13 protein-coding genes are annotated in these 13,069 nt (G+C 64.6%); 6 read left to right on the top strand and 7 right to left on the bottom strand.

From position 1 onward, the window contains the following. The first annotated feature begins 90 nt into the window (after window positions 1-90). Both AAHK21_RS23795 and arfB read left to right on the top strand, forming a co-directional pair. Window positions 91-1,317: an NADH:flavin oxidoreductase/NADH oxidase family protein gene (locus AAHK21_RS23795; RefSeq protein WP_367858533.1), complete on the top strand. Its 1,227-nt coding sequence runs from the start codon at window positions 91-93 to the stop codon at window positions 1,315-1,317. A gap of 46 nt (window positions 1,318-1,363) precedes the next feature. Continuing rightward, window positions 1,364-1,777: an alternative ribosome rescue aminoacyl-tRNA hydrolase ArfB gene (arfB, locus tag AAHK21_RS23790; RefSeq protein WP_367858532.1), complete on the top strand. Its 414-nt coding sequence runs from the start codon at window positions 1,364-1,366 to the stop codon at window positions 1,775-1,777. Between the two features lie 4 nt (window positions 1,778-1,781). Here the strand turns inward: arfB and AAHK21_RS23785 are convergent, their stop codons facing one another. The 7 genes from AAHK21_RS23785 to AAHK21_RS23755 all read right to left on the bottom strand — a co-directional run bounded on the left by AAHK21_RS23785 (window position 1,782) and on the right by AAHK21_RS23755 (window position 8,050). Beyond that, on the bottom strand, window positions 1,782-2,687 hold the full coding sequence (locus tag AAHK21_RS23785; RefSeq protein ID WP_038706087.1) for a MurR/RpiR family transcriptional regulator: 906 nt from the start codon (window positions 2,685-2,687) through the stop codon (window positions 1,782-1,784). A 66-nt stretch (window positions 2,688-2,753) separates the two neighbouring features. Next, window positions 2,754-3,518: an ABC transporter ATP-binding protein gene (locus tag AAHK21_RS23780; RefSeq protein WP_102685258.1), complete on the bottom strand. Its 765-nt coding sequence runs from the start codon at window positions 3,516-3,518 to the stop codon at window positions 2,754-2,756. A gap of 19 nt (window positions 3,519-3,537) precedes the next feature. Beyond that, on the bottom strand, window positions 3,538-4,650 hold the full coding sequence (locus AAHK21_RS23775) for a succinylglutamate desuccinylase/aspartoacylase family protein (RefSeq protein ID WP_367858531.1): 1,113 nt from the start codon (window positions 4,648-4,650) through the stop codon (window positions 3,538-3,540). Window positions 4,651-4,659: 9 nt separating this feature from the next. Further along, window positions 4,660-5,358 carry an ABC transporter permease gene (locus tag AAHK21_RS23770; RefSeq protein WP_367858530.1) on the bottom strand — a complete coding sequence of 233 codons (699 nt, stop codon included), beginning with the start codon at window positions 5,356-5,358 and terminating at the stop codon, window positions 4,660-4,662. 12 nt (window positions 5,359-5,370) lie between these two features. After that, entirely contained in the window at window positions 5,371-6,060 is a 690-nt protein-coding gene (locus AAHK21_RS23765) for an ABC transporter permease (RefSeq protein WP_094012169.1), read from the bottom strand. 24 nt (window positions 6,061-6,084) lie between these two features. Continuing rightward, window positions 6,085-6,861: an ABC transporter substrate-binding protein gene (locus AAHK21_RS23760; RefSeq protein ID WP_367858529.1), complete on the bottom strand. Its 777-nt coding sequence runs from the start codon at window positions 6,859-6,861 to the stop codon at window positions 6,085-6,087. A 256-nt stretch (window positions 6,862-7,117) separates the two neighbouring features. Further along, a complete protein-coding gene (locus tag AAHK21_RS23755) occupies window positions 7,118-8,050 on the bottom strand; it encodes a hypothetical protein (RefSeq protein WP_367858528.1) in 933 nt (310 codons plus the stop codon). 586 nt (window positions 8,051-8,636) lie between these two features. Here AAHK21_RS23755 and AAHK21_RS23750 point away from each other — a divergent pair. The 4 genes from AAHK21_RS23750 to AAHK21_RS23735 all read left to right on the top strand — a co-directional run bounded on the left by AAHK21_RS23750 (window position 8,637) and on the right by AAHK21_RS23735 (window position 13,048). Beyond that, window positions 8,637-9,575 carry an alpha/beta hydrolase gene (locus AAHK21_RS23750; protein ID WP_367858527.1) on the top strand — a complete coding sequence of 313 codons (939 nt, stop codon included), beginning with the start codon at window positions 8,637-8,639 and terminating at the stop codon, window positions 9,573-9,575. Window positions 9,576-9,765: 190 nt separating this feature from the next. Further along, window positions 9,766-11,745: a cytochrome D1 domain-containing protein gene (locus tag AAHK21_RS23745; RefSeq protein ID WP_367859024.1), complete on the top strand. Its 1,980-nt coding sequence runs from the start codon at window positions 9,766-9,768 to the stop codon at window positions 11,743-11,745. Next, window positions 11,742-12,395: an SCO family protein gene (locus tag AAHK21_RS23740; protein WP_367858526.1), complete on the top strand. Its 654-nt coding sequence runs from the start codon at window positions 11,742-11,744 to the stop codon at window positions 12,393-12,395. Before AAHK21_RS23745 ends, AAHK21_RS23740 begins: the two co-directional genes overlap by 4 nt. Next, window positions 12,392-13,048 carry an SCO family protein gene (locus tag AAHK21_RS23735; RefSeq protein WP_046855698.1) on the top strand — a complete coding sequence of 219 codons (657 nt, stop codon included), beginning with the start codon at window positions 12,392-12,394 and terminating at the stop codon, window positions 13,046-13,048. The genes AAHK21_RS23740 and AAHK21_RS23735 overlap by 4 nt, the downstream gene beginning before the upstream one ends. Window positions 13,049-13,069 lie beyond the last annotated feature (21 nt).

Below are 13,069 nucleotides of genomic sequence, written 5' to 3'. Positions count from 1 at the left end.
AATGCCGAATTTTCGGCCGGTTCAGGGCTTGACCTTAAAGTTGACTTTAAAGCTAACGTCTGCGGCACGAACTTTGTTGAGGTAACGCCGATGGACGTGTTCTCCCCCCTGACCCTGCCCAATGGCGCGGTCATCCCCAACCGTATCGCCAAGGCTGCCATGGAAGAAAACATGGCCGATGCCGACCATGCGCCCTCCGACCGGCTGATGCGCTTGTACAAGGCTTGGGCGCAGGGTGGCGCCGGCTTGCTCATCAGCGGCAACGTCATGGTCGACAACCGCGCCATGACCGGCCCCGGCGGCGTGGTGCTGGAGGATGATCGACACCTGGAGCGTTTTCGCCAGTGGGCCGCCATCGGCCGCTCGAAGGGCGCGCAGTTCTGGTTGCAGATCAACCACCCCGGCCGGCAGATGCCCGCGAGCCTGGGGCAGGAAACCTGGGGCCCGTCGGCCGTGGCGCTGGAGCTGGGCAGCATGTCCAGGCATTTCTCCACCCCGCGGGCGATGACCCACGATGTGATCGAGGATGTGATCCGCCGCTTTGCCAACACCGCGCGGCTGGGGGAGCAGGCGGGCTTCAGTGGGGTGGAAATCCACGCGGCCCATGGCTACCTGCTCAGCCAGTTCCTTTCGCCCCTGAGCAACCAGCGCACCGACCAGTGGGGCGGCACCTTGGAAAATCGTGCGCGACTGCTGCTGGAGGTGGTCAAGGCGGTGCGTGCAGTGGTGTCGCCCGGCTTCGCCGTGGCCGTCAAGCTCAACTCGGCGGACTTCCAGCGTGGCGGCTTCAGCGCAGACGATGCGCGGCAGGTGGTGGTCCTGCTCAATGAGCTGGCGGTCGACCTGGTGGAGCTGTCCGGTGGCAGCTACGAAGCCCCGGCGATGCAGGGCCAGGCCAGAGATGGCCGCACGCTGGCGCGGGAGGCGTACTTCCTTGAATTCGCCCGGGACATCCGCACGGTGGCGAAGATGCCGGTAATGGTCACTGGCGGCATCCGCCGCCGACCAGTTGCCGAGCAGGTAGTGCACAGCGGCGTCGAGATGGTCGGTATCGGTACCGCGCTGGCCATCGCGCCGGCCTTGCCCCGTGACTGGCAGGCGGGGGAGGAGGCGGTGCCGGAACTGCGCCCGATCACCTGGAAGAACAAGGCGCTGGCCTCGCTGGGCAACATGGCCATGGTCAAGTTCCAGCTGCGCAGGCTGAGCGAAGCCAAGGCGCCCGATCCCCAGGTGGCGCCCTGGTGGGCGCTGCTGCGCCAGCAACTGAGCGACGCGGCCCGTGCCAGGCAATACCGGCGGCACATGGCGCGGCAGTGAATGCAAGGAGATGTGATAATGGTCGGGCTATCACAAGAGAGACACCATGCTGACCATCTCCAACAACGTTCATCTGTCGGATGCCGAGATCGAGCTGAGCTATATTCGCGCGCAGGGCGCCGGTGGCCAGAACGTCAACAAGGTCTCCAGCGCCGTGCACCTGCGCTTTGACATCCAGGCATCTTCACTGCCGGCATTCTACAAGGAGCGGCTGCTGGCATTGCGTGACAGCCGCATCACCGCTGACGGCGTGCTGATCATCAAGGCCCAGCAGTACCGCACCCAGGAACAGAACCGCGCGGACGCCCTGGCGCGTCTGGCCGAGCTGATCATCGGTGCCGTCAAGGTCGAGAAGAAGCGCCGGCCGACCAAGCCGACCCTGGGTTCGAAGACCCGGCGCCTCGACACGAAATCCAGGCGCGGCTCGATCAAGGCGGGGCGCGGCAAGGTGGACTTCTAGGCGACTACGGTTTCAGCGTCTTGCCGCCTGGCACATGCAGATACGACATCACGCTTTCGGTCAGCTCCGTGGCCAGTTTCACCGCCTCCTTGTTGCGTGCCATGACCCCGGCCACCAGCCCCTCGATCAACGCGAGCACCGCCATGTTGGAGCTGGTCAGCACCGGATGATCGGCGGGCGCGTACAACACATGGTGGGCCATGGGCGCCAGCGGCGAGGCGGGTGAGTCGGTAATCGCCAGTACCGTGGCGTTGCGTTCCTGGGCGAACCGCGAAAGCTGCAGGGTGTCCTGCGAATAGCGTGGCAGGGCGATGGCCAGCAGCACGTCCTGCTCGGTGATCGCCGCCAGGCGGTAGGCGGCATTCTCGTTGCCACCTTCCATGCTGATGGCACAGGTGTCCCTGCAGAACGGCACCAGGGTCGAGGCGGCCAAGCCGGCCAGGTAGACGCTGTTGCCGAAGCCCAGCACATACACCTTGCGCGCCTCGAGCAGACAGCCGACGAACGCCTCGAAGGTGTCGGCCTGGTTGTTGCTGGCGGTGGTCGCCAGGTTGCTGCTGGCGCACTGGATCTGTTCGTGCAGGCCAAAGTCGCCGGCTGGGCGCAGGGCAAGTTCGTTACGCAGCTTGTCCACCGGCGAGACCATCTGTTGCAGGGTGCTCACCAGCTCGGCCTTCATGCCGCTGTAACCGCCCAGGTCCAGGGCCTTGGCCAGGCGATTGACCGCCGCCGGCGAGGTCGCGGTGGCCTGGGCCATGTCCTCGATGGTCAGGGTCGCGGCCTTCAGCGGGTGGCGCAGGATGTACTCGGCGACCTTGCGCAACGACGGTGGCAGTTCGGCCAGGCTCTCCGACAGCTTGCGCATGACCGGCGCGGCGTAGACGGTGGTGTTCTTGGTATGGCTCGACATCCGGCGCGAAGCTCCCTGTGAATTGCCGGTAGTGTATCCGAAGGCGCTCCGCGGAGCGCCTCGGGGTTACTTCAGGCTGCCAGCGAGGAACTGGCGCAGGCGCTCGGACTGCGGCCGCGCCAGCACCTCGCGCGGGTCGCCGCGTTCCTCGGCCAGGCCCTGATGGAGGAACAGCAGCTGGTTGGACACCTCGCGGGCAAAGCCCATCTCGTGAGTGACCACGACCATGGTCCGGCCCTCCTGGGCAAGGTCCTGCATGACCTTGAGCACATCGCCGACCAGTTCCGGATCGAGCGCCGAAGTCGGTTCGTCGAACAGCATCACCTCGGGCTCCATGGCCAGGGCCCGGGCAATGGCCACGCGCTGCTGCTCGCCTCCGGACATGTGCGCCGGGTAGGCGTCGCGGCGGTGGCTGACGCCGACCTTGGCCAGGTAGTGCTCGGCCTTCTCGCGGGCCTCCTTGCGGTTCATGCCGAGCACGTGCACCGGGGCTTCCATGACGTTGTCCAGGGCGCTCATGTGCGCCCACAGGTTGAAGTGCTGGAAGACCATGCTCAGCCGCGCCCGCAGGCGCTGCAACTGGCGTGGGTCCGCCGCCCGCAGCCCGCCGCGGGGACACTCGCGCAGCTTGAGCTGTTCGCCGTTGACCAGGATCTGCCCGGCGTTGGGTTGCTCGAGCAGGTTGATGCAGCGCAGGAAGGTGCTCTTGCCCGACCCGCTGGAGCCAATGATGCTGATCACGTCGCCGGCATCGGCCTGCAACGAAACGCCCTTGAGTACCTGGTGGTTGCCGTAGCTTTTGTGCAACTCGTGGATATGCAGTTTGTTCATCAGACGGTACTCGCAGGGTTCAGTCGCTGAGCAGGCGACCTTGGCGGATGGAGGTGTTGCCGGCGACCTTGGCCAGCCACAGGCCGGGCTGGGCGAAGCGCAGGCGTTCACGGGCGTAGAGGATGCCGTCGGTGGTGGCCCTGACCACGCTGTGGCGGTCGCTGAGCGGGTCGAGCACTTCGAACAGCGGATCGCCCACGCGCACCTGCGCGCCCAGTGGCTGCAGGTAGCTGACCACGCCCGGGTGCTCGGCGTAGGCGTATTGCGCGCCGGCGAAGGGCGTGGGTTGGCAGCAGTTTTCCGGAGCGGCCGGCCACGGGCCGCGGATCATGCCCTGGTCGGCGAGGTAGCCGAGGATCTGCTCGGCGCTGGCCTGGCATTGCTCGCGTTCGGTGTCGGCCATGCCGCGCAACTCGATGGTGGTCGCCACGCAGGCCAGGGGGATCTCGGCCTCGGGGAAGTACTCGCGCAGGTGCAGCCAGGGCGCGGCGCAGGCTTCGTCGAAGGCATCGCCACCGGCGCCTTCGGCCAGCAGCGCCGCTTGCGCGCCAAGGCGAGCCGCCAGCGGACGCAGCTGCGCCCAGTGCTGCGGCATGGCATACAGCAGCATCACCGATTCGAAATCGCAGTGCAGGTCCAGCACCAGGTCGGCGTCGCAGGCGTGGCGCAGCAGCAGGCGGCGCAGGCCATCGAGCTCCGAGTGTGGCGCGGGCAGTTCGTCGAGGAGTTCGAGCATGGCCTGGCGGATGGTCGCGACATTGGCCTGGCCATCGCCGCCCAGGCGGCCTTCCAGGTGCGCGGCCAGCGCTTCGGTCAGCGCCGGAAAATCGCGATTGAAATTCTTGCCGCTGTTGAACTCGAAGCGGCCCTGGTGGGTGGCCTGGAACATCTGGCCGATACCGATCGGGTTGGCCAGGGGCACCAGTTCGATCACCGCGTCCAGGCGGCCCTGCGCCTCGAGCTCCAGCAACCTGCGCTTGAGTTCGATGGCCACGCGCATCCCGGGCAGTTCATCGGCGTGCAGCGAAGCCTGGATATAGGCCTTGCGCGGGCCGCTGCCAAAGCGCAGCACGCGCAGCGAGCGCTCGGTGCCGCAGGCGCTCCAGGGCAGGGTATGGTCAATGTGCTGCATGAAAGCTCCTTAGTGCTTGCGCGGGGCCAGGTAGGCCAGCCAGTGGCGCTCGGCCAGCTTGAACAGGCGTACCAGCATGAACGTCAGGGCCAGGTAGATCAGCCCGGCGGTGATGAAGGCCTCGAAAGGCAGGTAGTAGCGTGCGTTGAAGGTCTTCGCCGCGCCGGTGATGTCCACCAGGGTGACGATCGACGCCAGGCTGGTGGTCTGCAGCATCATCAGTACCTCGTTGCTGTACTGCGGCAGGGCGCGGCGTAAGGCCGAAGGCAGCAGGATGCGCCGGTACAGCGTCAGGCGTGACATGCCCATGGCTCGGGCGGCCTCGACCTCGCCCCGGGGCGTCGAGCGCAGGCTTCCTGCCAGCAGCTCGGCGCTGTAGGCGCTGGTGTTGATGGCGAAGGCAAGGCAGGTGCAGAACGTCGCGCTGGACAGGTACGGCCACAGCGGGCTCTGGCGCACGGCCTCGAACTGGGCCAGGCCGTAGTACACCAGGAACAGCTGCACCAGCATCGGCGTGCCGCGGATCACGTAGGTGTAGAGCCAGGCGGGGTAGCGCAGCAGGCACGTGCGCGAGACGCGCATCAGCGCCAGGGGGATCGCCAACGCCAGGCCGCAGGCCAGCGAAATCAGCAGCACCTTGAGGGTCAGGCCAACGCCGTTCAGGTACAGCGGCAGGTTCTGCCAGATCAATTGATAGTCGAGCGTCATCGGGCAGCTCCCCTAGAGTTCGGCGGCTTTGAAGCCGACCGAGTAACGTTGTTCCACGCCGCGCAACAGCAGCAGCGACACGCTGGTCAGCAGCAGGTACAGCGCGGCCACGGCGAGGAAGAAGGTGAACGGCTGGTGGGTGGCGTCGGCGGCGTTCTTGGCCTTGAACATCATGTCCTGCAGACCGATCACCGAGATCAGCGCGGTGGACTTGGTCAGCACCAGCCAGTTGTTGGTGAAGCCCGGCAACGCCAGGCGCACCATCTGCGGCAGGCTGATCCGCCAGAACACTTGCAGTCCGCTCATGCCGTAGGCGGCGCCAGCCTCGGCCTGGCCCTTGGGGATCGCCAGGAAGGCGCCGCGAAAGGTCTCCGAGAGGTAGGCGCCGAAGATGAAGCCCATGGTGCATACCCCGGCAACGAACGGGTTGATGTCGATGTACTGTTGGTAGCCCAGCGCCAGGGCCAGGCGATTGACCAGGTCCTGGCCGCCATAGAACACCAGCAGGATCAGCACCAGGTCGGGGATGCCGCGTACCACCGTGGCGTAGACCTCGCCCAGTGCCGCCAGCCATCGCAACGGTGACAAGCGGCAGGCCGCACCGAACAGGCCCAGGCCGATGGCCAATGCCATCGCCAGCAGTGCCAGGCTGACGCTCAGCCAGGCGCCATCGAGAATGCTCGATCCATAGCCATGAAGCATGATGAAAACCCTCGTCGGCCGGCGTTACTGACCGTAGATGTCGAACGGGAAGTACTTGCGCTGCACCTGCTGATAGGTGCCGTTGGCGCGGATCGCGGCGATGGCAGCGTTGAGCCGCGCGAGGTTGGCGCTGTCGCCCTTGCGCACGGCAATCCCGGCGCCGCGGCCAAAATAGTGCGGGTCGCTGATGTCCGGGCCGACCAGAGCGAAGCCTTGGCCCGCCGGGGTCTTGATGAAGCTCTCCTCGGTGTTGACGATATCGGCGAGGGTGGCGTCCAGGCGCCCGGAAACCAGGTCGAGGAAGGCTTCGTTCTGCGAGGCGTAGCGCACGATCTCGACGCCCGCCGGTTCCAGTTGTTCGGTGGCGAAGCGGTCGTAGGTCGAGGCGCGCTGCACGCCCACTTTGCGGCCCTTGAGGTCCACCGCAGGGGTGTCCAGGCGGCTGCCGGCCTTCATCGCGAACTTGCCGGGGGTGTGGTAGTACTTGTCGGTGAAATCGACCGATTTCAAGCGATCCTCGGTGATCGACATCGACGACAGCACGGCGTCTATCTTGCGTACCTTCAGCGACGGGATCATGCCGTCGAACTCCTGGATCACCCACTGGCACTTGACCTGCATCTGCGCGCACAGCGCGTTGCCGATGTCGTAGTCAAAGCCGGCGAGCTCACCTTCTGGGGTGCGGTAGGAGAAGGGCGGGTAGGCGGCCTCGATGCCGATGCGCAGGCTGGCGTCGTCGGCCTGGGCCAGCAGGCTGCAGGCACAGAGCGTCAGTGCGCCGAGAAGTCCGGTTTTATTCATGTTGTTGACTCCGGTGGGGGGACGTTACCGACCATGGCTTGAAAGGAACCATGGCTTGGGTACGGCCTGAAAATGACATGAATCATTTCACAAATCAACATAGTGAAAATAATTGTGTCAGATCGGAGCCGGAGGAGTCCTGCTCGATGACCCAGTCGGGCGTTCAGGCGACCTGGAGAGAAGGATTGCAGTGATGCAAGGGAGGGCCAGCCTCCCAGGACAAGGCGAGGCTGGCCGGTGCCGCGAGTGAGTCAGCTTATGCCGACTTCAGTGCCTGGAGCAGTTTGTCGAAACGTTGCGCGAGGTTTTTGGTACGGGCCAACTCGATCTTGCGTCCCACCACAAAGGCGGTTTGCCGCATGTGCAGTTCGGCGATCGCCTTGAGGTCGCCATCCTTCTTCCTGAGTTGCTCGATCTTGCGGATTACATCCAGCGTTCTGGCCTCCAGCCTGTCGGCGGTCTCCAGGTACTGCTCGAGATCGATGCTGCCGCTGGAGAACTTGTCGTCGTTCTGCAGGGACGCCTTGTTCAGAGCGTTGAGCGTGCGTTCGTATTGTGCGACCAGGGTGCGTTCGGCCTGCTCGTGGAATTCATCCAGCGAGTACGGCACGAAGTAGACATAACGGTAGGTGCAGAGAATCTTGTTGCTGAAGAACGAGCGCTGTTGGCTGACGTTGGTGGCGACAGAGGCAAACACCCTTAGCCCCTGGCCGATTGGTATGGTGCTGGAAGCGGTGTTGATCTGGACCTTGCTGATGCTGCCGAATGAGTTGACGATGCCCGACAGCAAGTTGAAGCAGTTGGTGGCCACCAGCAGCCGAGTGTCGGCGGTCAGGTCACCGGACTTGTTGATCTTCTCAGCATCGGGCGCCACGGTGGTGCCCTCTGGCACATTGGTGATCTGCCCGGTCACGGTGCCGACCACGGCGGAGGAGATCTTGTCGATGATTTTCGACAGGTTCTCCAGCGACCAACTGTCCTCCAGCTGGAAGTCGGACTGTTTACCGGAAATGTATTCGCTGTACTTCCAGTTTCTACCGTCGTTCTGATAAAAGTTTTTAGCTTCCTTTCGAAGTGCTTCGTCAGCGCCTTTCAATTGCACATCAAGTTCAGCGGATATTTCATCGAGACGTTCTTTGTTGCGTTTGTCCTCGGCCAGCATTTTCTCCAGGCTTTTGCTGCGTCCCATGATTGTCTTCCTTGTTGTGTGAGTGATGGCTGCCACGGTAGCCGGTGGCTCGGCAGGAGAAGGGTAGCCAGCTGTAAGTCGCCAAGTATATTGATTTGGCATAATCGCGATTGTTGAGTGTGCAACTACTCAAAAATAAAACTTTGCGACTATTCAAGTGTGAGAATTCATTTGGCGTTGCAGGTAACCCATCTCTGTAACTAATGCGTCGGATTTATATATTTCGCACAATCAGTAATTTGACTGGGTGCTGTCGCGCGAGGTTCGTTCGCTATAAGCACACCGGGTAGGGCGCGATACCTATTGGAATGGCAGCGGAATACTCTCAAAAATACTATGTAGTACGTATCATGACTTCCAGAGGCAGCCTGTGTCAGTCGAATAGCGCGAGCTGAATACGTACTGTTCGTGTACTAAACGATAGGCTCGCGCGCAACGCCACACCGAGTGTGGGAATGGGCAAGTACGGCGCCGGATCAGGCAAATGAGCAGAAGCCTCACCTTCCTATACTGGCTGCCACGAGGGGCGATCTGCTCACCCTTCAGGTCATTTCTCGCCGCGTACACGGCAATAGGGAAGGAACACATGAGCGATATCACGATCAAGCACATCAATTACCGCAACCTGGGTTGGGACACTGCCGCCAACCTGTACTTGCCCGCCGGTTTCGATCCTGCCGGGCAATACCCGGCCATCGTCAGCACCCACCCCATCGGCAGTTGCAAGGAGCAGACGTCGGGCAATGTCTATGGCGCAGGCCTGGCCAGGGAGGGCTTCGTGGTGCTGGCCTTCGATGCCAGCTTCCAGGGCGCGAGCGGTGGCGAGCCGCGCTTCATGGAAGACCCATCGATCCGCGTTTCGGATATCCGCTTCGCCATCGATTACCTGGCGACACTGCCCTATGTCGATCCGGCGCGCATCGGTGCCATCGGCATCTGCGGTGGTGGCGCCTACACCGTGCATGCGGCCATCACCGACCATCGGATCAAGGCGCTGGTGTCGATCACCGGGGTCAACTTCGGACGTCTGGTTCGCGAAGGCTTCAGCCAGTTCGATCCGCTCTCTGCCCTGCAGGCCATGGCCGCCCAACGCACCGCCGAAGCACGGGGTGGCGCCCGGCAGGTGATCAATTACCTGCCAGCATCGGTCGAGGAGGGGCGCAAGGCAGGCATCACCGATATCGATGTGCTGGAAGCGACCGAGTACTACAGGACGCCGCGCGGCCAGCAGCCCAACGGTGCCACCAGCGGCCTGTTCTCCTTCAACAGCGCGGCGTTCGGCTGGGACGCGTTCCTGCATGCCGAGGTGCTGCTGACCCAACCGCTGCTGGTGGTCATGGGCGACAAGCCGGGCGGTTTCGGTGCCTACCGCGATGGCTGGGAAATCTATGGTCGGGCGGCCTCGACCGACAAGCAGATGTTCGTGGCCGAAGGCTGGTCGCACTACGACCTGTACGACAAGCCCGAGCCCGTCGCCCAGGCGATGGCGCAGATGGTGCCATTCCTGCGCAAGCATCTTTCGTAAAGTGCAGGCTTGGCAGCCCCCGGTATTGGGGCCTCCTCCCCATTGTTCTCGGGTTGTTTTGGCAACCTGTTGATTTAAAGGAATTTGTTTAATGGCATAACGCTTGCTTCCACCCTCCACAGAACCCGTGAGTCCTGTGGAGGTGCAGCATGATCATTCCCCTCGAAGGCGCTACCCCATGCGTGCCGGCATGAACCGCAAGCTTCGCCCTGCCTACCTGGGCTTGCTGCTGGGCACCGCGCTGATCGGCCTCGGCGTGGCCTACGAAAAGCTCTGGTGCGACCCCCGCGAACTGCTGCAGGAGGCCGCCGACCCCCAGGCCCTGCACACCCTCAGCCGCGACGGCGTCACCGTGGAGTTCGAGGCGCGGCCCCTGGCCGGCGGCGAACTGCGCGAGGGCGACTTTGCCAATATCCGCTTCAAGGTCAGCGACCAGAGCAGTGGCCAGCCGCTGTCGGGCATGGCCCCGGGCGCCTGGCTCGACCCCGCGCAGTCGGCGCCGGTCGGCGATCGCGACAGCAGCTGCAAGGCGCGTGTGGCGCTGTTTCTCAAGAGCAGCATCGGCGCTCGCCCTTTGCTCGACCTGAACAGCTACTTCCTGCTGGTGCTGAACAAGGATGCCAGCCTGACGGTGATCGACCCGACCGTGTCGGTGGGTGGGGTCACCAGCACGCTGGCGCGCATCGACCTTCCGGGGCGGCCCATGGACTGGGTGGCCACCGGCGATGACAAGCAGGTGTTCGTGTCCATGCCCGAGCGTAACCAGGTGGCATTGATCGACACCGAGACGTTTACTCGCGTGGCCACCCTCGAGGCCGGCGAGCAGCCGCTGCGGGTGGCGCTGCAACCGGACCAGCGCCTGCTGTGGGTGGGCAACAACAGCCATGACCCGGCCAAGGGTGGGGTGACGGTGATCGATGTGCCCAGCCGCACCACGCTCAAGTCGTTCGCCACCGGCTCCGGCCACCACGAGATCGCCTTCAGCGCCGACTCGCGTTTCGCCTTCGTCAGCAACCGCGATGGCGGCACCCTGAGCGTCATCGACACCGCGCAGATGCGCCTGGTGAAGACCCTCGAGGTTGGCCCGCACCCGTTGTCGGTGGCCTATTCGCCGCTGTCGCAAGCGGTGTACGTGGTCGATGGTCAGGAGGGCACGGTGCGGGTGATCGACGCCCGCAGCCACACCCTGCGCCACACGGTCAAGGCCGAGCAGGGCCTGGGGCCGATGCGCTTCAGCCAGGATGGTCGTTACGGCGTGGTGCTCAACACCCTGGAGAACCAGGCACTGGTGATCGATGCCAGTACCGACCAGTTGCTCCATCGCATCCCGGTGGCCGCCGAGCCGTACCAGCTGACCTTCACCAAGGCCTACGCCTACGTGCGTGGGCTGGCTTCGCCGAAGGTGAGCATGATCAACCTGGCAAGCCTCGGGCAGGGGCGCGAGCCGATCGTCCAGGGCTTCGAGGCTGGCCCGGCGGCGCCGCGCCAGGCCGGCGACCTGCCGTTGGCCCAGGGGGTGAGCATTTCCCGCGACGACAATGCGGTGTTCGTGGTCAACCCGGTCGACAACACCACCTACTTCTATGCCGAGGGCATGAACGCGCCGATGTCGGGCTACAACAACCGCGGCCACCAGGCCCGCGCCGCGCTGGTCATCGACCGCAGCCTGCGCGAGCTGGCGCCCGGCGTGTATGGCTCGACGGTGAAGCTGCCGGCCGCCGGCACCTTCGACGTGGCGTTCCTGCTCAACCAGCCGCAGATCATCCACTGCTTCAGCACCGAGGTCGCGGCGTTGCCGCAGTCGGGGGTGCTCAAGCGGGCCCACGCCGAGTTCATCGGCACCGACCAGCCGCTGCTGCAGCACACCCCCTACCTGGCCCGGGTGCGCATTGTCGGCGAGGACGGCAAGCCGCGCCTGGGGCTTGGCGACCTGAGCCTGCGCTACTTCCTGGCGCCTTCGTCGCTGCCGCGCAACGTCGCGCTGGTCGAAGTGGGCGAGGGGCTCTACCAGGCGCCGCTGGAGCTGGCCGAGGCCGGGGCCTGGTACCTGCACGTGCAGTCGCCGAGCCTCGGGCGGGCCTTCACCGAAGAAAACTACACCAGCCTGCGCGTCCTGCCGGCCGCAGCAAAGCCCACCGCTTCCCAAGGGGAACCCAGGAGTGTGCGATGAACCGTCTGCATGGTGGAAAACTGCTGGGCCTGAGCCTGCTGCTGGCCAGCAACCTGGCGCTGGCCCACGCCGGCCACGATCACGGCGGCGCTCCCGAGCAACCGCCGGCCGCTCACCAGGAGAAAGCCAGCGTGCGCTTCGCCGATGTGGCGCTGCTCGACCAGGACGGCATGCCAGTGCGCCTGGAAAAGGATCTGGTGGGCGATCACCTGGTGGTCATGGGTTTCATCTACACCAGCTGCACCACGGTGTGCCCGGTGGTGTCGTCGATCATGAGCAAGGTCCAGCAGCAGCTGGGTGGGCGGGTGGGCGAGGAGATCCGCCTGGTGTCGATCAGCGTCGATCCGCAGCGTGACGACTCCAGGCGCCTGGCCGGCTACGCCCGGGCATTCCAGCACGGGCCGGGGTGGAGCTGGCTGACCGGTTCGCCCTATGCCATCAGCGAAACGCTCAAGGGGCTCGGCAGCTTCAGCGCCAACCTCAGCGAACACCCGCCGTTGATCCTGGTGGGTGACGGGCGCAGCGGGCACTGGACGCGTTTCTATGGCTTCACCGACCCCAATGTGCTGATCGGCGAGGTCAACCGCCTGAGCGCGCGCCGGGTGCATGCCAAGAGCACGGCCATCGCCGGCCAGGAGGTACAACCATGAGCGTCCACACCTCCCGCCATGCCAGCATGCGCAGTCTCGACTGGCTGGTGCTCGGCGCCTGCCTGTGGATCCTCGCCTCGGTGGCGTTCGCCCACGAGGGCCACGCGCCTACGCCACAACCGGCGCCGCAGACCATGACCAGTGGCGGCGGCACCCGCGATGCGCAGACCTGGTTCACCGACACCGTGCTCAAGGACCAGGACGGCCGCGAGCTGCGTTTCTACAGCGATGTGCTCAAGGACAAGGTGGTGATGCTCAACGTGATCTTCACCCACTGCAACGATGCCTGCCCACTGATCACCCGCAAATTGCGCGAGGTGCGCGAGGCCATGGGGCCGGCACTGGCGGCGCAGGTGACGTTCGTGTCGTTGAGCAGCGACCCTCTGAACGACACGCCAGAGGTGCTCAAGGCGTTTGCGCAGAAGCAGGGAGTGGATGGGCCGAACTGGCTGTTCCTGACCGGCGACAAGGCCAGTGTCGACCTGGTGCTGGGGCGGTTGGGTCAGTTCCTGCCCAGCCCCGAGCAGCACTCGACGCAGTTGATTGCCGGTGACGTGGCGGGCAAGCGCTGGAGCAAGATTCGCCCGGACGCGCCGCCTGCGGCGATCGCCCAGCGCATGCAACTGCTGGCACAGCCGTTGGCGGGGCGCTGACATCATGAGCGCCGCTCTCAA

This window comes from Pseudomonas sp. TE50-2, assembly GCF_040813665.1.
In the GTDB taxonomy this organism is placed as follows: domain Bacteria; phylum Pseudomonadota; class Gammaproteobacteria; order Pseudomonadales; family Pseudomonadaceae; genus Aquipseudomonas; species Aquipseudomonas soli.
The sequence above is the reverse complement of the archived record's forward strand: the minus strand, read 5'-3'. Positions and strand labels throughout refer to the sequence as shown.

Bases quoted from the DNA above. Each gene is read 5' to 3' on its own strand.
- AAHK21_RS23750 (WP_367858527.1), top strand. From the start codon at position 8,637: ATGAGCGATATCACGATCAAGCACATCAATTACCGCAACCTGGGTTGG.
- AAHK21_RS23745 (WP_367859024.1), top strand. From the start codon at position 9,766: ATGAACCGCAAGCTTCGCCCTGCCTACCTGGGCTTGCTGCTGGGCACC.
- AAHK21_RS23760 (WP_367858529.1), bottom strand. From the start codon at position 6,861: ATGAATAAAACCGGACTTCTCGGCGCACTGACGCTCTGTGCCTGCAGC.
- AAHK21_RS23755 (WP_367858528.1), bottom strand. From the start codon at position 8,050: ATGGGACGCAGCAAAAGCCTGGAGAAAATGCTGGCCGAGGACAAACGC.
- AAHK21_RS23735 (WP_046855698.1), top strand. From the start codon at position 12,392: ATGAGCGTCCACACCTCCCGCCATGCCAGCATGCGCAGTCTCGACTGG.
- AAHK21_RS23795 (WP_367858533.1), top strand. From the start codon at position 91: ATGGACGTGTTCTCCCCCCTGACCCTGCCCAATGGCGCGGTCATCCCC.
- arfB (WP_367858532.1), top strand. From the start codon at position 1,364: ATGCTGACCATCTCCAACAACGTTCATCTGTCGGATGCCGAGATCGAG.
- AAHK21_RS23775 (WP_367858531.1), bottom strand. From the start codon at position 4,650: ATGCAGCACATTGACCATACCCTGCCCTGGAGCGCCTGCGGCACCGAG.
- AAHK21_RS23770 (WP_367858530.1), bottom strand. From the start codon at position 5,358: ATGACGCTCGACTATCAATTGATCTGGCAGAACCTGCCGCTGTACCTG.
- AAHK21_RS23740 (WP_367858526.1), top strand. From the start codon at position 11,742: ATGAACCGTCTGCATGGTGGAAAACTGCTGGGCCTGAGCCTGCTGCTG.
- AAHK21_RS23780 (WP_102685258.1), bottom strand. From the start codon at position 3,518: ATGAACAAACTGCATATCCACGAGTTGCACAAAAGCTACGGCAACCAC.
- AAHK21_RS23785 (WP_038706087.1), bottom strand. From the start codon at position 2,687: ATGTCGAGCCATACCAAGAACACCACCGTCTACGCCGCGCCGGTCATG.
- AAHK21_RS23765 (WP_094012169.1), bottom strand. From the start codon at position 6,060: ATGCTTCATGGCTATGGATCGAGCATTCTCGATGGCGCCTGGCTGAGC.